The organism is Enterococcus caccae ATCC BAA-1240 (assembly GCF_000407145.1).
Taxonomy (GTDB): domain Bacteria; phylum Bacillota; class Bacilli; order Lactobacillales; family Enterococcaceae; genus Enterococcus_L; species Enterococcus_L caccae.
The window spans coordinates 858,983-883,678 of the sequence record NZ_KE136472.1; the positions used below are offsets into that span (position 1 = coordinate 858,983).

A 24,696-nucleotide genomic window follows, 5' to 3' on the forward strand; every position below is an offset into this window, starting at 1 on the left:
AAACTAGTAATTTAAACATTTAAAAAGGAAAGAGGAAGTTTATTATGAAAAAAACAACAATCGCTTCTGCGTTATTAATCAGTACATTTATTTTAGGAGCAGCGTCACCAGCTTTTGCTGATCAAGTTGCAGCGCCTACAACTGATGCAACCGTTAAATTCAAATCAGAACCTCAAGATGCTGATAATGACGGGAATACGATCGATCCACTGGATCCTGATGGTAATGGCGTTAAACCAGAGACTGGGGAAGGTTCAGTTGGAACTAAAGGACCTCTAAGAGTTGATTTTGCACCGAACTTTAAGTTTGGAACAGTTACAATGTCAGGTAATGCAGCAGAGTATCATCCACTATACATGAAAGTTAATTTATTAGATGAAACGGGTAAAGTGGCAGAGCCTTTACAATCGAAATATGTTCCTCACTATGTGCAAGTTACAGATAATAGAGGAACGAATGATGGATGGGAATTAACAGTTGCAGCCACTCCATTCAAAGGAACTGTAGTAGATAAAAATGCAGATTTAAAAGCTACGTTAACATTGGGACATTCACAATTTACATCTCCAGTAAAACCAGTTGACGGAAAAGATTTTAAGCCAGCTACATTAAATACAAATGTAACACTGACTCCAGAAGCTAAGCCACTTATTGTAGCAAAAGCGGATCAAGGAATGGGTTCATGGGCAGCAGTATTCAGCAAGGATACAACAGCTACTTTAACAGATACCGATAGAAATCCTAACGTTACACTTAGCGTTCCAGCTGATTCTAAGAAAGATGCTAATGAAGAATATAAATCTACAATAACTTGGACGTTATCAACAACACCAACAACGCCTCCTACAGGCAACTAAACAGATTAAGGTAATTGATTATTGCAGTAGTAGTGAAAACCTGCTACTGCAATAATCAATTCTTACATAAAGCAAAATGCATAACCTGTAATTATATAAGATATGGAAGTCGATATTCGTGTAACATGGTCACTAAAAAGCCAGCACTACTTGGACTGAGCGAAGTAAGAGTCCATATTTTATATGTTTACAGGTTAAAACCAAGGAGAGTGACTATGAGAATGAGAAAAAAATATTTTATTTTGCTAAGCATGATATTTATAACACTATCATTGTTTCAGCTTTCTAAAGTAGCAGAAGCAATAAACTATGATACTGAAATTGGCTTGACTTTTAATAGTGATGTATCGGTTGGCGGTGATTCTAGTTCGAGTACAACTTTACCAAGTAGTACAACAAATACATCAGAATCAAAAAGTACGACAAACACATCCGAGGGGAATCGGACTAATACAGATACATCAAGTAAAGTGGAAGAATCGTCAAAAATGAATAGAAATACAACAGCCAAGTCTGGTCTAACTGGTGTGTTACCTAGCACAGGAACCAAAAGCAATGTTTTGCTAATGGGATTAGGTATGCTAGTCTTAATACTTGTTTTCGCGTTTCTCATCTTTAAATTTTATAAGGTAGTTATTAAAAATACCGATAAATAGGACGTGGAAAAATGAAAAATAAAAAGTATTTTCTCTTGATAGTGGCTGTGACACTAAGTTGTTTGGCACTCTTGATTTATTTAAAAGTAGGAACAAAAATAGTTATGAAGGCTGAAGAAAATCCGAGAGAAATCAATAGTCAAATTAGAGAAGAGACAACGCCGCCTGAAATAACAGATGAAACAATTCTTTCGAAATATAATTTGCTATACAAGGGTAAGTGGAAATTCTTACTCAAAACTATTTTTACTCCTAATCAGTGGAAAGCGCTAAAGGAGTGGAATGGGGGGGGGAAAATTGAGTATGAAACAGAACTCGTAAAATCCGTTGTTGATTCTTCGTCTGTCGAATTAACGAGATTTGGTATTCAATTTAATGTTCAGGATATACAAATAAGGAGTACGTTTCCAACAATTCCAGGACATTATTATCAACTTTCTACAGAAATGCAGGGTAATTATGCTGATGCAAAATACGCATTAGATTGGGTATCAAACACAGATGTAGATAACCCCGTTTCTGTTTTTCCAACTTATAGGAACCTAGAAATCCGCTCAACTAATATTATTCAGGTTAAAAAAATCGTTAAAGCAACAACAACTGAAATGGCAGTTAGTTTTTCTGTGGCTCAAACTTCGCAGAATAATCGTGCCAATTATCGGAAGTTATCGGTTGTAGATCTGACTCAAGGGATTACAGAATCAAGCGAAGAACTTGAAGCTTTATTCACAGATAGTACACACACAGAATTAAAACTTTCGGCGACGCAAACAAAAATTGATAACGCAAAAAAATCGATTGAAACAATCGTCAATCAAACGACGAAAGCAGAACTAACAAAGGAACTAGCCAAAGCTCAAGCTTTGCTGGACAAAATTACAATGAGCTTGGCGATTCCAACAGAATTGGTCAATGATCCGAAAAATGAACTAAGTCATACCATCAAAGGGGAAACCTATCCAAATTCCTTTCTTCAATTTTCAGGAAGTAGTGCCTTTCCAGAGGGAACCTTAAGCTCAGAAGTGGCGGAGGATTCAAAAAAATACCAGATTCGCGCAGATGCAGAAGGGAACTTTAGCTACTCACTGCCAGAAGGAAAGTATTTTAAGTGGAATGAAAAAATCACCGTGACGAGCATGTTGAGAGGAAAAACGACTTCTGAAACACGGCAAGTCAAGGATAACACCCCACCAGAGAAACCGACATTAAATGCAATCAAAGACCAAACTGGAACCATTTCAGGTCAGGCGGAAGCGGGAGCAACGGTCACGATGTATGATAAATCGGATGCAACTGTGTTTTTAACAGGAACAGCTGGGACGGATGGTCAATATTCATTGGTTGTACCAGAAGCTAAAAAACCGTTAGTTCCTTATAAAACGTATTATGTTACTGCAACAGATGCCGCAGGGAATGTCAGCGTTGCTTCTGATTCTCAGGTTGTCGCCGATACCACACCACCAAAAGCTGAAGCGGTAAAACAAGAGTTAACCCTAGGCGATAAGCTGCCATCCATCGATAAAATGCTTGCGAATGTTTCAGATAATGCTGGAACAGCAGATTTAACTATTAAAATGACGAAAACACCAGATGTTTCTAAAACAGGGTATAAAACGGCTGACATCACATTGACTGATAAAGCAGGAAATGCTCTCGTTGTTGTTGTACCAATCATCGTAAAAGATGCTTTGACATCAATGGATAGTAAAAACCTACTGAAAGCCGATGATTTCTCAGCCTTAGCCATTGATTTACCAGAAACAGCGGCTGAGCAAAAGGCGTTTATTTTAAAACACGGAGCAGTTGAGGCGTGGGACTTAGATAAAGGGCAGTTGATCAATGACAAACTTGTCTATAGTCAAGGAAGCCTAAAAAAAGAACCAGGAGTATATTCGATCACGGTTACGCTTGGAAGTTTGACAAGAGTATTTAAAGTAACACTCCTAGAGGGAAGTTTGTCTTTTGATAAAACGATAGACAAACTCACATTTGGAACCCAAACAATTGCATCGAAAGAACAGTTTGTGCTTTCAGAAAATAAGTTAAGCCTGTCTATAAATGACACTCGATTTAAAATGAATAAATGGCGTTTGTTAGCAAAAATGGATCATCCACTGAAAACCAAAGACGGGTTGACTTCAGCGAGTAGTTTAGTCTATCGTTCGTACGAATCAGGTAAGGTTGTGGATAAAAAACTGACCGAATTAAATACACTGATGTATGAACCAAGTAAATTAAACAACGGTGTTATTCAAGTGGACTTTACGAAAGAGACAGACAAAGAAGTGGTGTTGAATGTCCTGCCTGGAAGTGTTCAGTCAGATAAAGAATATTCCACTCAAATAATATGGACACTTGAAAATGGACCATAGTGAGAGGGAAGGGAATTTGGATGATTATGTTTGGTAAAGATAAAGAAGAAAGTAAAAAAAGCATACAACTCAAAGTTCCTGGCTCGGTCGAAAAAAAAGAAAGGTAACTATACAACTTCCTTAACTTGGGAGTTGATTGATACACCTATATAAAAACTCAAAGGAGAAAAAAACATGATATTGAAAAAGAATGCAGTATTCACTACTACAGGGGTCATAACATTTGCTAGCTTATTACTAGGAACAGCCTCTGCTTTTGCAGAAACAGAGACTGGAGGAAACGAGGTTAAACCGCCAATAACGATCCAATCTCCAGTGCACTCCGAAGCAGAAATTTCATTTGAACAAAATGAGACAGAGGTAACACCTCCTGTTGGGCCAGGTGGTGAAGAAATTGAAAAACCAGGCGAGGGTGAAACTGGCGGTGAAACTGGGATGGTAGGTCCCTTAACGATTGATTATATCACGAAACTTAATTTTGGCGCTGTAAAAGTATCTGGTAATACAACGACTTATCATGCAAAATTAGCAGAACTTAAATTAAAAGATATTGTAGAGCCAAAAAAAGTACCAAACTATGTTCAAGTTACAGATAATCGTGGTACGAATGCAGGTTGGCAGTTGCAACTTAAGCAAGATTCGCAATTCCAAGCAAAAGACAAGGATAATAAAGTTACTGAACTTACAGGTGCAGAACTTTCACTCAACAATCCTATACTGAAGTCAGTACAAAAAGGATCAGAATTTGCGCCACTAGGGATTAGTCAAAAGCTTATTCCAGGGGCTGCCGCTGTAACGGTTGTTGATGCTGCTGCTGGTAAAGGAATGGGAACTTGGCACTATTCATTAGGAGATACTAATGAACAAGCGGCCAAGAGTGTTTCATTAACTATTCCAGGTGATACTGCAAAATTAGCAAATGTAGCGTATAAAACGGTATTAACATGGACATTAGTAGATGCGCCAGAAAAATCAGAAGTTTCACCAGAGGTTACACCATAAAAGAAACATTAATAAAAGAATAAATGAGCAGTATTCAGAAAGGATACAACAGCTATTTTAACAGATACTGACAGAAATCCTAATGAAGAATATAAAGCTACAATAACTTGGCCGTTGTCAACAACACCAACAACACTTCCAGCAAGAGACTGAACAATTTGGTGTAATCGATTGTTGATTTTTACATAAAATCAACAGTTAAACTACATAACCTGTAATTATACAAACAATGGAAGTAGCCGTTTATAAAGCTTGATAGACAAATAGAATTTCAGCTTAAACAAAACGAAGGAAGTAATCATAGTTGATTTGTTTACAGATAAGCTAAGGAGAAGAACTATGAAAAAAAAATATTTTATTTTGCTAAGCATTATATTTATAACACTGCCATTACTTCAGCTCTCTACAGTAGCAGAAGCGGTAAACTATGATACTGAAATTGGTTTAACTTTTAATAGTGATGTGTCTGTTAGCGGTGATTCTAGTTCGAGTACAACAGTACCCAGTGGCACAGATAAAACATCAGAAAGTAGCCAGACGAAAACCAGTACGTCAACTAGTGGTACGTCAAATAAAATGAAGGAATTGCCAGAAACGAATCGAAAAAAAAACGCTAAGTCTGGTTTGCTACCTAGTACGGGCACCAAAAGTAATACTCTAGTAATAAAGTTGGGTATACTACTGTTAATGACTGTTTTCGTGTTACTCATCTTTAAACTTTATAAGGTAGTCACTAAAAAATATCGATAAAGAGGTGATGAAGTAAATGAAAAAGAAAAAACATTCTTTCCTTATGGTAACAGTCTTACTAAGTAGTCTTGTTATTTTTGTTACTCTTAAAATAGAAACGAAGTCTGTTTTGAAAGCAGAAGAAAGTCCTAGAAAAATCAATCGTCAAGCTCGAGTAGAGACAACTCCCCCTAAAATAACAGATCAAGAAATTCTCTCAAAGTACAATTTGATAAAAGATTTTGAAGGATATACTAAATATAGATATGATGATTGGATTCCATACAGTACTTGGAATGGAACAACTTATGTGAGATTTACTGATGCGAATAACGATAATGTGACTGGAACTATAATTGGTCGTGAGCTTTCACTTAAAAGTGTCCCGAATATAAGTCTTTATGCTCTTGTAAAAACCACAATCCGTACGATACCTGATCACTATTATCAATTTTCGACTGTAATGAGTGGAAGCGCTAGTGGAGGTTACGAATCGCAATATGCTTTCGATTGGTTATCAAATTCAGATGTAAATAATCCTGTGTCTATTTATCCAGACTACAGCAATTTAAAAAAACGTAGTTTGGGTTCTATAAATATTTCAAAGATTATTCAGGCAAAGACAGAAGAAATGACTCTTGTTTTTAGTATTGCTTCTATAGGGATGTATAATACAGGAGTAAAATTTTCTAACCTATCCCTCGTGGATTTGAACCAAGGAGTTGCAGAATCAAATGAATGGATTGAAGGTTTATTCACAGATAAAACGCATACAGAATTAAAACTATCAACGACACAAGCGGAAATTGATAAGGTAAAAGAATTGATTGAAACGATTCTTGATGCAACGACAAAAACGGAACTGTCTAAGGAACTAGCCAAAGCTCAAGCTTTGCTGGACAAAATTACGATGAGCTTGACCATTCCAACAGAATTGGTGAATGATCCGAAAAATGAACTAAGCCATATCATCAAAGGAAAAACCTATCCAAATTCCTTTCTTCAATTCTCAGGAAGTAGTGAATTTCCAGTGGGAACGTTAAGCTCAGAAGTGGCGAAGGATTCAAAAAAATACCAGATTCGCGCAGATGCAGAAGGGAACTTTAGCTACTCACTGCCAGAAGGAAAGTATTTTAAGTGGAATGAAAAAATCACCGTGACGAGCATGTTAAGAGGGAAAACGACTTCTGAAACACGGCAAGTCAAAGATGTCATCCCACCAGAGAAACCGACATTAAATGCAATCAAAGACCAAACAGGAACCATTTCAGGTCAGGCGGAAGCGGGAGCCACGGTCACGATGTATGATAAATCGGATGCAACTGTGTTTTTAACAGGAACAGCTGGGACGGATGGTCAATATTCATTGGTTGTACCAGAAGCTAAAAAACCGTTAGTTCCTTATAAAACGTATTATGTTACTGCAACAGATGCCGCAGGGAATGTCAGCGTTGCTTCTGATTCTCAAGTTGTCGCCGATACCACACCACCAAAAGCTGAAGCGGTAAAACAAGAGTTAACCCTAGGTGATAAGCTGCCATCCATCGATAAAATGCTTGCGAATGTTTCAGATAATGCTGGAACAGCAGATTTAACTATTGAAATGACGAAAACACCTGATGTTTCTAAAACAGGGTATAAAACAGCTGACATCACATTGACTGATAAAGCAGGAAATGCTCTCGTTGTTGTTGTACCGATAACGGTAAAAGATGATTTGACATCAATGGATAGTAAAAACTTACTGAAAGCCGATGATTTCTCAGCCTTAGCCATTGATTTACCAGAAACAGCGGCTGAGCAAAAGGCATTTATTTTAAAACATGGAGCAGTTGAGGCGTGGGACTTAGATAAAGGGCAGTTGATCAATGACAAACTTGTCTATAGTCAAGGAAGCCTAAAAAAAGAACCAGGAGTATATTCGATCACAGTTACGCTTGGAAGTTTAACACGTGTATTTAAAGTGACACTCGTAGAGGGAAGTTTGTCTTTTGATAAAACGATAGACAAACTCACATTTGGAACCCAAACAATTGCATCGAAAGAACAGTTTGTGCTTTCAGAAAATAAGTTAAGCCTGTCTATAAATGACACTCGATTTAAAATGAATAAATGGCGTTTGTTAGCAAAAATGGATCATCCACTGAAAACCAAAGACGGGTTGACTTCAGCGAGTAGTTTAGTCTATCGCTCGTACGAATCAGGTAAGGTTGTGGATAAAAAACTGACCGAATTAAATACTCAGATGTATGAACCAGGCAAATTAAACAACGGTGTTATTCAAGTGGACTTTACGAAAGAAAAAGAAAAAGAAGTGGGGTTGAATATCCTGCCTGGAACTGTTCAGTCAGATAAAGAATATTCCACTCAAATAATATGGACACTTGAAGATGGACCGTAAGAATGAAGAAAAATAAGAAAAATTATTGTTTTGCTGTTTAAAGTAGAAGGGTGTATCTGAAAAAGGGATTAAGTGGAAAATTCAACGTTACAATCCCCAACGCTCATTTCTCTATAGAATCAACGCTACTGCAAATAACAAAAACAATAAAAACAACCATTGCAGCGATAAGTTGTTGTAATGGTTGGTTCTTACATAAAAAAATAACATATATTCAAACATAAGAAAGTTAGGAGAAATTAGTAATGAATAAACGAATAGCCGCACTGTTACTTTTGATTATAATGATAGGTTGTACCCCTATAAAAGCTTCTGCACAAGTTGGAAAAATGAATGTTTCTATGACAGCAGTAATTCCTGAAAATCAAATTGATAAAACGAAAACTTACTTTGATTTAAAAATGAAGCCAGGGCAAGTTCAAGAATTAGAAGTTTTAATAAATAATCCTTTAGACGAACCAGTGACTGTAGAAAATCACGCCAACACAGCTATTACTAATGATAATGGGATTGTTGACTATAGCAATTCAGAACCGAAGTTAGATGAAACGTTAAAATCACCTTTTTCAGCTATTAGTGAGCTAGAAAAAGAAACAACTATTCCAGCAAAAAGTTCAAAATCATTAAAAGTGAAGGTAACCATGCCAGAAGAAGAATTTGATGGTGTAATATTGGGCGGTCTTTATTTTACTGAAAAAGAAGACAAAACAAAGGAAGAAAAAGAAAACTCAGGAGTACAAATCAGGAATCGCTTAGCGTTTGCGGTTGGTATAATGATTAGAGAAAATGATAATGCAATTAAACCAGATTTGAAATTAGGAAAAATACAACCCTCACAAGTGAATTACAGAAATGTTTTAAAAGCAAATATTCAAAATACACAGCCCGTAATTATACAGGACATGAAAGTTGATGTCCGTGTAACTAAAAAAGGCAAAAACGAGAGTCTTTTTGAACAGAACAAAACTGGCGTGCGTATGGCACCTAACTCAAATTTTAATTTTGGGATCAGTTGGGCTAACCAAGAGTTTAAACCTGGAACATATACATTGCATATGAATGTGACGAGCGGATCAGATGAATGGAAATGGTCTAAAGACTTTGAAATTAGTAAAAAAGAAGCACAGGAATTGAATGAACAGGCAGTTGAGTTGGAAGTTGACAATACAAAGTGGTACATTATCGGAGGAGTAGCGGGAGCTATAGTATTAATCATCATTACTTTTGTGCTAAGTCAGTATATCAGTAAAAAAAGACGTCAGAAAAGAAAGAGATTAAAAGCTCAAGCTATTAAGAAAAATAGAAAAAAATCTATGACAAAAACAAGTGCTAGAAAAAAACATAAAAAAAATAACTAGTGATATAAGGTAATTTACAGAGCATTTTCAAATTCACTATAAATTAGGAGAGAAATATATGTACAATATAGGTTATTTTTCATTAAGAACACCTCAAAATAATTACTATAAAACATTGGATTTAGATCAACAATGCTCACTTGAACTCATTGATAAAGTTTCTTTAGAGGATTTAGGTGAATTAGATGTTCTTATAATAGAAGAGAGTAAAGAACTCAACTTTACAAATATATGTGAATGGTTGTTAGAAATAAGAAAAATCTCTGATATTTACATTCTTATTCTCGCAGATGTGGATCAAATGATTTTTACTTCTCGCATGGTTTATTTAAAATTAGGAGCAGATGGTATTTTCACTGAGGAAGCGGATGAGATGGATTTGATTGTGAAAAACATTTTGAAACGGTTAAAAAAAGAAACGGTTAAAAAGCGAGAAAATCAATCTTCTTTTGAGATAATACCAGAGAAATCATGTGTATTAGTTAATAAAAAGCAAGAAGTTGATTTGACAAGACAAGAGTTTTTAGCATTAACGATTTTGTATAAAAATAAAAACCAAACAGTTACGTATGAAGATATTTACAAAGGTGTTTGGGCTAAAAATGGCAGTGGGGTTCAAAAAAATCGAGTATGTAATTTGGTTTCTCATGTGAGAAAAAAGTTTGCTGATTTAAAAAATTCACCTGTTCAAGTAAAAACAATACGTTCTATTGGTTATATTCTAGATACTTCTTTTTCAGAAAAAGAAGTATAAGTTTTTATGATAGAGCGACAGAAAACATTCCCTCGAAGTGATTGAAACTCTGAGAAACTCGTACGTGGTCTCATTCACTCTTATTCTGAAGACCGTTAGCCATTTGTTCATGACGGCTATGAACGCAACCTTATCCTTTTTAGGTAGAGGTTGTGTTTTTAATTTATAGTTATAGTCTGTATTATGATTCAAAGGTTCCACTTGTTGGTGGAGTCTATTCTAAAGAATTTCTTGTTGTGTTTTACAATGATTTTAGGTGTTCCCGAAGGTTCGTTTTTTACCACCGTTTATTCAGATTTTAAGGAGCTGATATATAACTTGAAAAGTTATTGTCCAGCTCCTTAAAATCTTATTCTTGTTTATTTAACTAATTTCCACTCTGGGAACGCTATTCAGTGAATCAGAAGGTTCAAGATTGAAACTATAAGAATAATAGCGGAATAAAAGATTTAAAATATAAAAAGAAGCGATCTCTGTGGATACAAATCCTTTTAAAGAAGTAATAGAAAAAGTAAGTAAAGAGATTACTAGAAATAAAATAATAAATAATGAGAATAATTGCTTGATATGATTATTATTTACAATAACTACTTCTTTCGTTTCAGACTCTATTTTTATTGTTTTAGAAAAGTAGAAATAACCCTCTTTAAAACTAAGAACATCGCCATCTTCTACTTCTATCTCTGTTACAATGTTATTAAATAACTTTCCTTGTTTAATCCCATTTTTATAAATAACAAAATGGCGCATGCATCCCCATGGTGTTTGGCGTTTTAAGCTGATGTTCATTATAACCACCTCCTAGGAGTAGTTTCCCATAAATAGAAGAGTATAGAATCGAGCAAAAGACCGATTTATTCTGCCATTTTTATCCTGCTAAAGTCGTAGTTATTTTTTGATTTGTATACTGATAAGAAAAAAGAACGAATACTTGTATTCTAGTTAGTATGTTCGTTCTTTTATAATTATAACCTAATTAGTCTTGCTCTACAGATGGTAAAAAAGTATAGTCGGCTATATTAGCCGCATGTGTGCCTGCAACATGTCCGGTCACAAATGCTGCAGTAACATTATATCCTCCAGTATAACCATTAATGTCAAGTAACTCTCCAGCGAAAAATAATCCATTGACCAATTTACTCTCCATTGTTTTAGGGTGGATTTCTTTCAATGAAATTCCGCCACCAGTTACAAAAGACTTTTCGATCGGAAGTGTTTTTGCAGCATTTATTCTAAAAGACTTTAAGCACTGGACAATTTTATCAAGTTGTTGCTCCGATATTTGTTTTGATTGATAGTCAGAAAGATCAGTTTTGTTCAAGACAAAATCTAATAGTCGTTCAGCAACAAGATTTTTCAGTGAATTTTTTAGTGCTTTTTCGGGTTGCTCTAGAAGTCTCCTTTGGATCTCGTTTTTCAATTCTAATGCTGTTTTTTGAGGGAAAATATCAAGTTGTAAAGTAACAGCTTTATGCTCATTTTTAACTAATTCTTGATTAACAAAGCTTGAACATCTCAGAGCAGCCGGACCCGAGACACCAAAATGAGTAAAAAGAAGATCCATCTGATGTGTCACGATTACTTTCCCTTTGCTATTTAAAACAGAAAGTGCCACATCTTGTAAAGAAAGACCTTGTAACGTTTTTTCTGTAATAAAATCATCATTAGAAACGATTGGCGACTCCGTTGCATACAAAGGGCTGATAGTATGACCTAATCGTTTAGCAAGTTTATATCCGTCTCCTGTCGAGCCTGTGGAAGGATAGGTACGCCCGCCTGTTGTTAAAATGACACAAGGTGCATAGATTTTTTCATGCTCTAAAGCGACTCCGATGATTTGTCCTTCTTTATGTAATACTTTTTCAACTTTTGCTTCTGTGTAAATCGTTACACCCAGTTTTTCCAATTGATTGAATAGAGTTTCAACGATCGTTTTTGAACGATCAGTGACAGGAAACATGCGTCCGTGATCTTCTTCCTTTAAATGGGTACCATTAGATTCGAAAAATTCCATGATATCGTAATTGTTAAATTGTGAAAAAGCGCTATACAAAAACTTTCCATTTCCTGGTATATGCGCAATGATCTCATCAGCAGGACGATTGTTGGTCACATTACAACGACCGCCGCCAGTTAATAAGAGTTTTTTACCTACACGTTTATTTTTTTCTATCAATAAGGTACTGCTTCCGGCTTTTGCCGCAGCAATCGCCGCCATCATGCCACTCGTACCTGCTCCGACGACAATAACATCAAAACATTTCATAAATTCTCCTCCAGTTCAATGGTAGTTTAACACAAATTTGAAAATTTTTTCTAAGTTTTTTTCAATTTACAGTAAAAAGTTGTGGAAATTTTCTGAATTTAGGTTAAAATAGGATTATAACAATGAGAGGGTGATTAAATGGAAGCAAAACAGTACGTGGAAGAGATTCAAAAAAAGATTCATGAAAACGATCGAGGGCAAGTAGAATACTTGCAAGCTGTTGATGAATTTTTACCAACAGTTGAAGTCTTTTTGAAAGAAAATCCAGCATTTGTTGAATCTAATATTTTAGGCGTTCTGATTGAGCCTGAGAGAATTTTACAATTTAGAGTTCCATGGCAAGACGATCAAGGAAATTGGCAAGTCAACCGTGGTTACCGTGTTCAGTATAATTCTGCTATTGGCCCTTATAAAGGCGGCTTACGTTTTCACCCTAGCGTGAATTTAAGTGTGATGAAATTTTTAGCATTTGAACAAATTTTTAAAAATAGTTTAACAGGGTTACCTATTGGTGGCGGTAAAGGTGGTAGTGACTTTGACCCCAAAGGTAAATCAGATGCAGAAGTCATGCGTTTTTGTCAAAGCTTCATGACAGAACTACAAAAACATATTGGACCAAGTACTGATGTACCAGCAGGAGATATTGGTGTTGGTGCAAGAGAGATCGGTTACTTATACGGTATGTATAAACGTTTGAGAAATTATGATGCAGGTGTTTTAACTGGAAAACCGTTAGGATATTGGGGCAGTGAAGCAAGAACTGAAGCAACTGGATATGGTTGCGTTTATTTTGTTAAGCATTTGTTGAATGACTTAAATGATTCTTTTAAAGGGAAAAAAGTTGTTGTTTCAGGTAGTGGAAACGTATCAATCTATGCAATGGAAAAAGCCAAAGAATTAGGTGCCACGGTTCTAACTTGTTCTGATTCTAATGGATTTATTTACGATCCCAATGGTATCGATGTTGAATTAGTGAAAGAATTAAAAGAAAAAAATCGTGAGCGTATTTCTAAATATGTGGAAACTCATTCAGATGCTACGTATTATGACGGTCAATCCGTTTGGGATTTTGAAGTTGCTTACGATATTGCTTTACCTTGTGCAACTCAAAATGAGATCAATGAAAAACAGGCGGAAATTTTAGTGAAAAATGGAGGCAAAATTGTAGCGGAAGGCGCCAATATGCCGTGTACGTTGGATGCTGTTGAAGTGCTAGATAAAGCGGGGGTATTGTATTGTCCTGGTAAAGCTGCAAATGCTGGTGGTGTAGCTGTTTCCGCATTAGAAATGAGCCAAAATTCAGAACGCTTATCTTGGTCATTTGAAAAAGTTGATGGTATGCTTGACGACATCATGAAAAACATTTATGAAACATGTCGTGATACAGCTAATAAATATGATGCCGCAAATAATTTTGTTTTAGGTGCTAACATTGCTGGTTTTGAAAAAGTAGCACGAGCTATGTTAAGTCAAGGATTAGTCTAGTTTAAAATAAGTAAGAATGAAGAATGATAATGAGGGATTTAATCATAATCATTCTTCATTTTTTCGGTTCTGCTTTTATTCTGTATAGACCAATTCTGCTGAGAAATAGTTAGATTTGTGCTGTAAATAAGTCTTTTTAACTGATTTAAAATAAAATTGGTACAGACAATCATAATTTGCTTGAAAAAAGCATGAAAAGAACGTAAAGTAGTGAGTGTATTAAGTTTAATTTCAAGGAGGAGAAGGAATGTCACACATTCAATTTGATTATTCCAATTTGACACCATTTGTTGCTGATCATGAATTGGAATACATGCAGACACAAGTGACTGCAGTAGACAAAGCATTAAGAGAAGGAACTGGGGCTGGAAGTGATTTTACTGGTTGGATTGATTTGCCAGAAAATTATGATAAAGACGAATTTGCTCGTATAGAAAAAGCGGCTGAAAAAATTCAATCTGATTCAGAGGTTTTAGTTGTGATTGGTATTGGTGGTTCTTACTTAGGTGCAAGAGCAGCAATCGAATTTTTACATCATTCATTTAATAATCTATTACCAGCAGATGAACGAAAAGCACCACAAGTTTTCTTTGCTGGAAACAGTATCAGTTCAACTTATTTAGCTGATTTGATCAATGTTATTGGTGATCGTGACTTCTCAGTAAATGTGATTTCTAAATCAGGTACAACGACAGAACCTGCAATCGCATTTAGAGTATTTAAAGAATTATTGATCAAAAAATATGGTAAAGAAGAAGCGAACAAGCGTATTTATGCTACAACTGACCGTGAGAAAGGTGCTGTGAAAGTTGAAGCGGATGCTGAAGGTTGGGAAACATTTGTGATTCCTGATGATGTCGGTGGACGTTTCACGGTATTGACGCCAGTTGGGTTATTACCGATTGCAGTTAGCGGGGGAGATATTGATGCCTTGATGACAGGTGCCAATGATGCGCGCAAAGAATATGCATCAACAACTGATTTAAGTAAAAACCAAGCCTATCAATACGCTGCGTTGAGAAATATCTTATATCGTAAAGGCAAAACAACTGAAATGTTGATCAACTATGAACCAGGAATGCATTACTTCTCTGAGTGGTGGAAACAATTGTTTGGTGAATCAGAAGGAAAAGATCAAAAGGGAATTTTCCCCGCAGCAGCAGATTTTTCTACTGACTTACATTCAATGGGACAATACGTTCAAGATGGCATGCGTAATTTATTTGAAACGGTTGTTAAAGTTGAGACACCACGTCATGTGGTTTCGATCCCAGAACTTAGTGAAGATTTAGACGGACTAGGATACTTGCAAGGAAAAGAAATAGACTTTGTAAATACAAAAGCTTTTGAAGGTACTTTGCTTGCGCATACAGATGGCGGTGTACCAAATATGATCGTTAAAATTCCTGCAATGGATGCTTATTCATTAGGTTATGTTATGTACTTCTTTGAAATAGCTGTTGGTATCTCAGGTTATTTGAACGGTGTGAATCCATTTGACCAAGAAGGTGTAGAAGCCTACAAGAAAAATATGTTCGCGCTTCTGGGCAAACCAGGCTTTGAAGACTTAGCCAAAGAATTGAATGCACGTTTGTGAAATTGGAACAAGTAGAGACAAAACTGTTGAGTTAGGAAGTAATCAACTTTCAGTGTTTAAATGCCTAGCATTAGATGGAATACAAAGAAGCGAATAATAGCGAATATTGTTTTGATTATTTACATTTAGAGAGAGAATGGGGCAGAAGCTTATTTCCGAAGGGATTGCTTCTGCTTCCACCGTTTATTCGAATTTAGGGTGTGAAACAAAAGTGATTTTTACTTTTGTTCCACACTCTTTTTTTGTCGGAAAAATTACTGTTGTTCTTTTCTAAAAAGAATGGTTACCCTTGTGAACGCTTTGATTTTATTTGTGAAATATCCGTTATTCTCCTATCTAGAACAATAAATGAACCAGTAATGGAGTTTAATATTAGGAATGGTCAGTGTAAGATAGTCTTATAGATGTTTCTACAATATGTAAAGTATGTTTTATCTGTGGTTCTGAAAAACAAAGAGGAGGGAATGGGAATTAGAAAGAAAGAAAAACTGATTCTACTTTTATTGTTGCTAGTGTTCTTAGGGGCGCTCTTTTATCAAAAAATTCTAAAAAATTCAAACGAAATAAAAGCAAGTGGAGATATGAAAACCACTGCCACCAATTTATTAAAACAAGAAAATTGGAATGGATACTACAACTATGGTGGAAAAACGGTGGCAATGGGCAAGCTAAAACCTGAAGATAATATAAAAGTAAAAGATGACGGTTATGGGAAGCTTATTGTGTCATATAGCAATGTTTCCTTGACTAAATCTCAAAGAGAAAAGCAGACAATCTTCGTTGAGCAAACATTCCAAACTACTCCGAACAACTACTATGTTTTTAAAACAAGGGTGTCTGGTGGGGATATGAGTGCTGCAGGGATTGAGGCAGGTATAAAAATCGATAATAACGAAAAGCCATTAGGTCTATTTGTAATGGAAGGTAAGCCCAAAGTGGTTAATCTCTTTTTTAAGGCAAAATCTACTCAAAGTAAACTAAGCCTCTATAATTATGGCGATGTAACTCCTTATAAACTAAGTTTGGGGAATATTTCTTTTACCACCCCTAGTGTATATGACGCTACAGAGGAACTTAATGAGTTCACTGCACTGATTAATGATTTATTTACGGATGAAACTCAAACAGCGATTAAGCTAAAGGTAACCCAAACAAGCATTGATGAGTTGCGTATAAAATTCAATGAAGTTAAAGAGGTGTTTACAACAACTGAATCCGATACTTTTGACAATAATTTGAAAAAAGCTCAAACACTGTTAGATGCTGTAAATATAAACTTGACACCGGAAAAATTGGTAACAGATCATGAAGATCCACATAGTAATACTATCATCGGTAAAACATTTCCCAATGCTTTTCTGAATTTTTCAGGTAGTACATTAATACCTGCTGCACAGATCGATTCACCAGTAAATGGAGACACTGGCAAATACCATATTCAAGCAGATAACCAAGGGAACTTTCGTTATGCTCTTCCCACTGGAAGTTATTTCACTTATGGGGAAAAGATAACCATTTTAAGTACAATTCATGGTAAAGTGATTTCTAAGACAGTTTCAGTTTTAGATGAAACGCCACCAGAACAACCAAGTTTGAATGATTTAAAAGATGCAAGTACGATATTTTCAGGTAATGCAGAAAAAAATTCGACGGTCAAAGTTTATGATAACGAAACTAATAGTTTATTTTTAGAAGGCAAAGCCAATGCAGATGATACGTATTCATTAAGTATTCCAACAACAAAACAACCTTTGGTACCCTACAAAAACTATTACGTTATAGCTACTGATGCTGCTGGGAATAGTAGTAAAAAGTCTCTGGTCCAAACTGTAGCAGATACCACTCCACCAAAAGCGGAACCAGTTAATCAAGTTATACAATTAGGAGATCCGTTACCAGATATTTCTAAGATGTACAAAGGACTTTATGATAACGCTGGAGCCGATTCGGTAGAAGTGGTCTTAACCAAACAACCTGATATCACTAAAGTAGGTGTGGCTCAAGGAGAGCTTACGTTAACTGATACGGCCAAAAATACAACAATCATTAAAGTATTGTTTTTTGTAAAAGATTCTCAAACTATCATGAATGATAACTATATGTTTCATGTTGCGGATTTTTCAGCGTTGGCCATTGATTTTCCAGAAAAAGTAGAAGAGCGGCCAAAATTTTTATTAAAATACGCAAAGGCTGAACTTTGGGATGTCAAAACTGGAGAAAATAAAACAGATCAGATTATGATTAATCAAGGAACGATCGATAAGAAACCTGGAATATATGACATTATTTTTAGTTTTGGAACTTTTAAGAAAACAGTGACAGCAACTTTACTCGAAGGGACTATAGGCTTTAGTCATGTAGATTCGAACATTTCATTTGGTGAGCAAACAATTAATTCGAAAAAACAATTTGTTTCAACTCAAGATTCCTTAAACCTAATAATTGAAGATACGCGGTATGTAATGGGAAATTGGCGGATTGTTACGAAATTAAGCCAGCCGTTACAAACGAATCAAGGAAATCAAACGGCGAGTACGTTAGTTCTTCAAACAACTGATGCTGCTGGCAATCAAATAAGAAAACGCTTGAGTGATAAAAAAACTACTGAATTTTATTACAATAAAAATGCGGTAAATGGTCAACTGTCATTTATGCTAGGAAAATCAGAACAACAACAAATTTTATTGAATGTTTTACCAGGTACAGTACTTGCAAATAAAGAATACTCATCTAGTATTATGTGGATAATAGAAAATGCACCATAACAGTATGATTTAATAAAATTGTCTTTATTTTCACTAATAATAATGAAGTCGCATTAAAAATAAAGGAGCCAGTAACAAAAAACTGATTTTCAGTTTTTGTTACTGGCTCAAAATTTATATAAACAGTTTGTTTTTCGGAGTGTATTCCTGTGTTATCTCGTTTTTCTCTGTTAGAGGTAAGGGCTAATAAAAGGTTGATTTAGCTTTAAAAAATAAAGTTTGAATACAAGTGAATAGTTCATGCCAAGTTTGTTCATTATAAACATCTGAAATGTAAAAAAATTTCTGTTTATTTTTTTTTTCACGATCTTCGAAGCAGTCAATGATTACAAGATCGGCTTTTTCTAAGCAATCAGTATAGTGAATAGCTCTTGGATTGAAAAGCATGTGTAATTTATTTTCTATATAAACTGACCCAAGAGAGTTTCTAGAATACTTTATATAAATAGATAAAGTAGGACATAAGAAAGTTTCTGTTAAAATGGTTAACAAGATACAGATGCCAAAATCAGAATGAGTAGGTAAGGGGAAATCTGGGTTTTTCTCTCGAAATTTCTTATAAAAGTGATTAACTTTTGGATTATCTTTAATAGAAAGTTTTGTCTCCATATTTTCTATAAATGCCGTTCTAAAAAACTGTATAGGGCTAATTGAAAAATACGTTGCTTGAATCATACCAATCAATAAAGAATAAAAGAGAGTTGTTTTTTGCTCTTTATTCATAGAAAAATCCTTATAAAAATATTTTTCATATTCTTCAATTAGTAAGTCGCAGGCGCTGATTAGAGGCAAGCTTCTAGGAAATGAATCATAGAGTCTATATTTATCCTGTAGCGTATCAATTTCAGAAATATAACATCTTGCCAGTAAATTAAAAAATAAAATCTCATCTTCAGTGGCCAAAAATGGTTCTACAAGTTTTGAAATAGCGTTAGTAGTTGCAAAATGCTTTGATAACTCTTTGATTTTTTTTGGTAAACGAATGGGATGATCATCTTGTCTAACCATAAAAAGACCAACCATGAACTCCAAACGTTTGATTACTGAGTCGGAATAATTCTTTTGTAATACGCCAAAGTCAACATTTTCCGAAAAGTATTTCATATTCTGAAAATCATATGGCCAAGCAATCCCACGATAAACACTCCAAAAAAAATAAAAATTGAGCATACGGATATATTTTTCTTTTCCTTCAAAATTAGTAGTAGGATGGAAAACTATTTTTAAAGGATATCTTTCTAGTTCAATATTTAAAATGTTAATATTTTTATAAAGGTGAGGAGGACTTATATATAATTTTTCAGCTAAATCTTCTACAGAATTATAATGGTTTAAAAGGAGTTCTAAAAAAATTTTAAATTGTAAGGATTCTTCAAAGTAACTAAGTCGTAACTGAATAATTAGATAATCCATGTCGTGGGCTGAATGATTTCGAATCACATAACCACCAACATTTCGTATTAATAGTATATGTTTGAGGGTTTTGTTATTCTTAATATCTATTGATAATTCTTGAAAATATCGTTTTAAGGTACTGATAGAGACACCAAGAAAATTTTGTAAATAGGAGAAAGATATTTCTTCATTCTCTCTATATAATAATTCTGTAAAAAGTTGGATTTTTTTTTTACTTTTTTCATTTAATAAAATCTCCATGTCATCACTCCTGTTACCTTTTTCCAAATTATAGAAATAGAATGATTTAAAGTCAAATTTTATGGGTGCTATCACATATAACAGTGGTTATTTATTTTTTTAATACAAAATATATATTTAAAAAAAATAAGCGTTTGAGAAATAATTAAAGGAATTATTTCTCAAACGCTTTAAAATCAAAATCACGATGGATAAACGTAGCATTTTTATTCTTGATACTAGGTCGGTTCGTGCTCTCTTTTTGCTTTTTACTCAAACTTATTGTCTTTAGGATAAGGTAAAACATGAAGTGAGTCATCAACTTCATCAATGTCCACATCCTGTTGGGGATCATTTCTAGATGACTGTTGTCTAAAGTCAGTTTCTTGATTTATTTTAAATGAAGTTGAATGCTGTGAACGCCGAGATAACTCATTGTCATTTTGAGCTAGCAATTGTTTTGCAGCTTCTTGTGCCTGGTGCACATTTTTATGGCGTGAATGTTGTTTATTTCCTCCAGTAAAAGTCAAGTAAATAATAGCAACAATCATGATAATCGTTAGTATAATTAAGCCTATAAACATACCGAATGTTATGAACATGATAAATAACCTCCCTTACAACTCATACTCTTTTACAGTTTATCAAATGTTTCTTGTCCAGTCATCTATTTTTCTTTATTATTTCTACTCAATCGTTAGAATCTGTCAAAAGTTATTGGCTAGTTTGAAAAGTAGTATCATTTGTTCAAAAAGATGGTAACGACGTTCTCTTTTTTGTTAAGCTAGTTTAATAAAATATTCACTAGCTAAAGGGTTACCTTATATTTTCTTTTTTTATTTCGTGGTGTCAATTTCCTAATGAAGTATGCGAAAAAGCATAAGGAAATGAATTGATAAATAGAAGAAATACTGATAAAATTATCGTTGTACAATAAACATTACAAAATGATTTTGATTCTAAGTTGTATGATAATGGTCTTGTGGTTGTCTGTTACTTTTTGTAAAAGTGAATATATAAGCCAACGTTATTTTTGACTGTATAGATGACTAATTCTCCCTTTTCGTACAACTTTTACGAGGAGGGCTTTTTTTGAAAGTAAGTATTTTTTCTACATGTGTTGTTGATTTGCTTTTTCCGAATGTAGGGCAAGCAATGGTGGAGGTTTTGGAACGTTTAGGTTGTGAGACATCTTTCCCAGATAATCAAACCTGCTGTGGACAGCCAACCTATAATAGTGGCTATGTTGAAGAGAGCTATGCTACATTGAAAAATCAAATCGACTGTTTTGAAGAGGCAGAATACGTAGTCGGGCCGGCTGGCTCATGTGTGGGGATGTTAAGAGAATATCAACATTTTTTAAAGAACGATCCCGTTTATGGACCGAAAGCTGAAGCTTTAGCGGCTAAATCATTTGAATTTAGTCAATTTTTGTATCGCGTTTTAGGTGTTACGGATGTTGGAGCGACGCTAAAAGCTAAAGCGACCTATCACCGTTCATGCCATATGACAAGAATTTTAAAAGAGCGAGAGGCGCCGTTTATCTTGTTAGATCATGTGGCTGGGTTAGAGATGATTCCATTAAATCATATTGAAAACTGTTGTGGATTCGGTGGTACTTTTTCAGTAAAAATGCCTGAGATATCTGAACAAATGGTTACAGAAAAAATGAACGATGTACTGGATACAGAGGCTGAAGTTCTAATTAGTGCAGATATGGGCTGCCTAATGAATATTGGTGGGAAATTCAATCGAGAAGGTAAGCCAATCAAAATCATGCACATCGCAGAAGTTTTAAACCAACAAGTAGATAAGAAACGGATGGATCAACCCAAAATAATGACAGTCATCTAGGAGGAAATAATGTGGGATTAACGACTAGTACGAAAACTTTCAAAGAACGATTAGAAGACAGCAAAAAAGATGGTTTTATGCAGAAAGCTGTTGCAAAAGCCCAAGATGATCAGTGGGTCAAACGAGAAGGAGCCAGAGATGAGCTTGGGCATTGGGAACAATGGCGAGAGCTAGGGGAACAAATTAGACAGCATACGATTTCTTATTTACCAGATTACTTGGAACAATTTAGTGATAAAGTAGCGGAACAAGGAGGCAAAGTCTTTTTTGCTCAGACTGCAGAAGAGGCCACTGAATACGTAAAACAAGTAGTTATAGAAAAAAAGGCCAAAAAAGTGGTTAAATCAAAATCCATGGTGACTACCGAAGTTGATATTGATCCGATGTTATTGAACTTAGATGGCGTTAGTGTTATGGAGACTGATTTAGCTGAATTTATTTTACAAATGGATGATTGGGACGAACCATCTCATATTGTTTTTCCTAGTATTCATAAAAATCGTGAACAAATTCGTCAAGTTTTTGCAGAAAAGTTAGGGTATCAAGGAGATAATGATCCAGTCAATTTAGCGCGGTGCGCCAGAGAGGTTATGCGGAAGTTTTTCTTAGAGGCTGAAGTTGGCATTACAGGCTGTAATTTTGCGATTGCGGACAGTGGTGTTATCAATTTAAATACAAACGAAGGAAATGCGGATTTAACTATTAGTATTCCGAAAACACAGATTGTTTTGATGGGAATGGAACGGATCGTTCCTAGTATAAAAGAAGCAGAAGTACTGGATAATTTATTGGCAAGAAGTGCGGTCGGACAAAGTCTGACAACTTATGTGACCTTTGCTGGCATCAAAAATGAGGATGAGTCAGATGGTCCAGAAGAGTTTCATGTTGTGATTTTAGATAATGGCCGCTCCAATGCTTTGGGAACAGCCTTTGAACCTGTCTTGCAATGTATTCGCTGTGGTTCTTGTTTAAATGTTTGTCCAGTTTATCGTCATATCGGTGGTCATGGGTATGGCTCGATTTATCCGGGCCCAATCGGCGCAGTTTTATCGCCAGTATTAGGTGGTTACAAACAATTCGGTGAGTTGCCGTATGCGTCTAGTCTTTGTGGTGCTTGTACAGATACTTGTCCAGTGAAGATCCCGCTACACGAATTATTGATAGAACATCGGCGAGTAATGACAAATGAATTGAATATGCAACATGGCTTTGATGATTTTCAAATGCGTGTTGTAGGAAAGGCAACTGCAACCCCAAGTTTATTTAAAATGGCTATGAAAATCGATCATGTTGGATTGGCTCCCTTAAGTAAGAAGAAAGAGATCACGGTAGAGAATATGTTCCAATATGGCGGGTATATAGCTAAAGGACCGGGTCTTGTCAAAGGTTGGACTGATGTTCGAGATTTGCCTCGCCCTCCAAAGAGTTCAGAAAATTTTAGAAGCTGGTATAAAAAACATAAAGCAGGTGAAAAAAATGACTAATGCCAATATCCAAAATAGAGATGCTTTTCTAAGTCATTTAACTGATAAATTAGGGACTAAAGGGCAAAAGGCCACGGATCATCCCTTTCATCCAATGAATAATTTGCCTGAAAAGACACTTTCTGATAAATCATCTGACGAGTTGCTAGAGATTGCAAAGAAGCGAGTAGAAAAAATTAATACTAAATTAGTAGAGACCACAAAAAGGCAATTAAAAGGGACAATCGATCAGTTGATCAAGGAGGTTGGGCAAGGAAACATTTTATTGCCGATTGATGAACGGTTTACAGAATATGGATTAACTGAGTTTACTCCAGAGCATTATACAAAAGAAACAGGGATACAATTAATGTTTTGGAAAAAAGGGGCAGAACATCGAGAAACAAATATTTCAAATGCGGCAAATGCGAATATTGCTATAGCATTTGCTGAATTTCTTTTAGCTGAATCTGGTTCGATAGTTGTTGAAACCAACGCCGGTCAAGGTCGGTCTTTACATTTTTTACCTCAGTACTATATCTCAATTATTCCTATGAGTAAAATCGTACCACGATCCACACAAGCTGCTGCATATTATGAAGAGAAGTTGAAAAAAGGGGAAAAAACTGGATCTGCGATTCATTTTATTTCAGGACCTTCCAATTCTGGTGATATTGAAATGCAATTGGTTGTTGGCTTACATGGACCGTTGGCTGTTTATTATGTTGTTGTAAAAGATATGTAAGAGCCTGGATCAACTATCAAGTCGTTCACTTTTCATGGAACTCTTGACATTTCATTCCTTTAAGAGTAAGTTGACCGCCTAATTATTAAGAAATATACTAAAAGTTTGCTCAAACAAGAAAGAAATCTGTAGGAATTTGGTTGTTTGTGGTAAACTATAGAAAGCAAGTTTTTGGAGGAATGAATTTGAAATCGAAAGAGTTATTCAATACTATATTATTTTTTATTGGTTTAGCAGCGCTGTTATTTTTATTAAGACAGTTTGTCTTTACCCCCGTTGTAGTCAAAGGACATTCAATGGATCCAACATTAGCAGATGGCGAACGCGTAATTGCCTTAAAAAATACAGAAATCAAACGCTTTGATATTGTAACGTTTCCTGCGCCTGATGAACCTAAAAAAAGTTACATCAAACGCGTGATAGGCTTGCCTGGAGATACTGTTGAGTATAAAGGAGACGTTCTGTATATTAACGGTAAAGAAGTAAAAGAACCATATTTAGATGAATTTAAAAGTGAAGTTACAGATGGTTCACCATTGACACTTGATTTTACTTTAAGTGAAGTAACTGGTGAGAAAAAAGTACCTGAAGGGGAATATTTTGTGATGGGTGATAATCGCAGAAACTCCAAAGATGGGCGAATGATCGGTTTTATCAATAAGAAGGATATATCTGGTGATGTTAAATTTGTCTTATGGCCGCTAAATCGTTTTGGAACAATTTAACCATCTATCATAACTTACAAGAAAGCTCTCTT

At 35.2% G+C, this 24,696-nt stretch carries 19 protein-coding genes; 15 read left to right on the forward strand and 4 right to left on the reverse strand.

Annotated features, from left to right (window positions below; all coding sequences use genetic code 11):
- Positions 1-44: 44 nt before the first annotated feature.
- From I580_RS03850 to I580_RS03885, 8 genes are all read left to right on the forward strand, one after another.
- Positions 45-857: a WxL domain-containing protein gene (locus I580_RS03850; protein ID WP_010772620.1), complete on the forward strand. Its 813-nt coding sequence runs from the start codon at positions 45-47 to the stop codon at positions 855-857.
- A 215-nt stretch (positions 858-1,072) separates the two neighbouring features.
- Positions 1,073-1,513: an EF2685/EF0750 family sortase-dependent surface protein gene (locus tag I580_RS03855; protein WP_010772619.1), complete on the forward strand. Its 441-nt coding sequence runs from the start codon at positions 1,073-1,075 to the stop codon at positions 1,511-1,513.
- An 11-nt stretch (positions 1,514-1,524) separates the two neighbouring features.
- Positions 1,525-3,885 (forward strand): Ig-like domain-containing protein, encoded by a 2,361-nt coding sequence (locus tag I580_RS03860; protein ID WP_016249791.1) that lies wholly within the window; start codon positions 1,525-1,527, stop codon positions 3,883-3,885.
- A gap of 174 nt (positions 3,886-4,059) precedes the next feature.
- Complete coding sequence (locus I580_RS03865) at positions 4,060-4,887, forward strand: WxL domain-containing protein (protein WP_016249792.1); 828 nt, start codon at positions 4,060-4,062, stop codon at positions 4,885-4,887.
- A gap of 339 nt (positions 4,888-5,226) precedes the next feature.
- Positions 5,227-5,637 (forward strand): LPXTG cell wall anchor domain-containing protein, encoded by a 411-nt coding sequence (locus I580_RS03870; protein ID WP_010772616.1) that lies wholly within the window; start codon positions 5,227-5,229, stop codon positions 5,635-5,637.
- A gap of 16 nt (positions 5,638-5,653) precedes the next feature.
- Positions 5,654-8,017 carry a toxin Cry1Ac domain D-VI-related protein gene (locus I580_RS03875; RefSeq protein ID WP_016249793.1) on the forward strand — a complete coding sequence of 788 codons (2,364 nt, stop codon included), beginning with the start codon at positions 5,654-5,656 and terminating at the stop codon, positions 8,015-8,017.
- A gap of 245 nt (positions 8,018-8,262) precedes the next feature.
- The gene (locus I580_RS03880) at positions 8,263-9,375 is read left to right on the forward strand and encodes a WxLIP family cell surface protein (protein ID WP_010772614.1); all 1,113 of its coding nucleotides are present in this window, start codon (positions 8,263-8,265) and stop codon (positions 9,373-9,375) included.
- A gap of 58 nt (positions 9,376-9,433) precedes the next feature.
- A complete protein-coding gene (locus I580_RS03885) occupies positions 9,434-10,129 on the forward strand; it encodes a response regulator transcription factor (protein WP_010772613.1) in 696 nt (231 codons plus the stop codon).
- Positions 10,130-10,492: 363 nt separating this feature from the next.
- On the opposite strand, the gene I580_RS03890 is transcribed toward I580_RS03885, so the two are convergent.
- Both I580_RS03890 and I580_RS03895 read right to left on the reverse strand, forming a co-directional pair.
- Complete coding sequence (locus I580_RS03890) at positions 10,493-10,918, reverse strand: hypothetical protein (protein ID WP_010772612.1); 426 nt, start codon at positions 10,916-10,918, stop codon at positions 10,493-10,495.
- Positions 10,919-11,105: 187 nt separating this feature from the next.
- Positions 11,106-12,395, reverse strand: coding sequence for a BaiN/RdsA family NAD(P)/FAD-dependent oxidoreductase (locus I580_RS03895; RefSeq protein WP_010772611.1), 1,290 nt, complete (start codon positions 12,393-12,395; stop codon positions 11,106-11,108).
- Positions 12,396-12,533: 138 nt separating this feature from the next.
- Between I580_RS03895 and gdhA the strand changes: the two genes are divergently transcribed.
- The 3 genes from gdhA to I580_RS03910 all read left to right on the forward strand — a co-directional run bounded on the left by gdhA (position 12,534) and on the right by I580_RS03910 (position 18,242).
- Positions 12,534-13,880, forward strand: a complete 1,347-nt coding sequence (gene gdhA / locus I580_RS03900) for an NADP-specific glutamate dehydrogenase (protein WP_010772610.1) — start codon at positions 12,534-12,536, stop codon at positions 13,878-13,880.
- A 247-nt stretch (positions 13,881-14,127) separates the two neighbouring features.
- A complete protein-coding gene (locus tag I580_RS03905; protein ID WP_010772609.1) occupies positions 14,128-15,477 on the forward strand; it encodes a glucose-6-phosphate isomerase in 1,350 nt (449 codons plus the stop codon).
- Positions 15,478-15,941: 464 nt separating this feature from the next.
- The gene (locus tag I580_RS03910) at positions 15,942-18,242 is read left to right on the forward strand and encodes an Ig-like domain-containing protein (protein WP_010772608.1); all 2,301 of its coding nucleotides are present in this window, start codon (positions 15,942-15,944) and stop codon (positions 18,240-18,242) included.
- A gap of 183 nt (positions 18,243-18,425) precedes the next feature.
- On the opposite strand, the gene I580_RS03915 is transcribed toward I580_RS03910, so the two are convergent.
- A complete protein-coding gene (locus I580_RS03915; RefSeq protein ID WP_010772607.1) occupies positions 18,426-19,898 on the reverse strand; it encodes a helix-turn-helix domain-containing protein in 1,473 nt (490 codons plus the stop codon).
- A 248-nt stretch (positions 19,899-20,146) separates the two neighbouring features.
- The gene (locus tag I580_RS03920; protein ID WP_010772606.1) at positions 20,147-20,479 is read right to left on the reverse strand and encodes a hypothetical protein; all 333 of its coding nucleotides are present in this window, start codon (positions 20,477-20,479) and stop codon (positions 20,147-20,149) included.
- A 490-nt stretch (positions 20,480-20,969) separates the two neighbouring features.
- Here I580_RS03920 and I580_RS03925 point away from each other — a divergent pair, with 490 nt between their 5' ends.
- The 4 genes from I580_RS03925 (at position 20,970) to lepB (ending at position 24,664) form a co-directional block, all read left to right on the forward strand.
- The gene (locus I580_RS03925; RefSeq protein ID WP_010772605.1) at positions 20,970-21,731 is read left to right on the forward strand and encodes a (Fe-S)-binding protein; all 762 of its coding nucleotides are present in this window, start codon (positions 20,970-20,972) and stop codon (positions 21,729-21,731) included.
- Positions 21,732-21,742: 11 nt separating this feature from the next.
- On the forward strand, positions 21,743-23,215 hold the full coding sequence (locus I580_RS03930) for a LutB/LldF family L-lactate oxidation iron-sulfur protein (RefSeq protein WP_010772604.1): 1,473 nt from the start codon (positions 21,743-21,745) through the stop codon (positions 23,213-23,215).
- Entirely contained in the window at positions 23,208-23,939 is a 732-nt protein-coding gene (locus tag I580_RS03935) for a LutC/YkgG family protein (RefSeq protein WP_010772603.1), read from the forward strand. Before I580_RS03930 ends, I580_RS03935 begins: the two co-directional genes overlap by 8 nt.
- Positions 23,940-24,118: 179 nt before the next feature.
- Positions 24,119-24,664, forward strand: coding sequence for a signal peptidase I (gene lepB, locus I580_RS03940; RefSeq protein WP_034860428.1), 546 nt, complete (start codon positions 24,119-24,121; stop codon positions 24,662-24,664).
- The last annotated feature ends 32 nt before the right edge of the window (positions 24,665-24,696 follow it).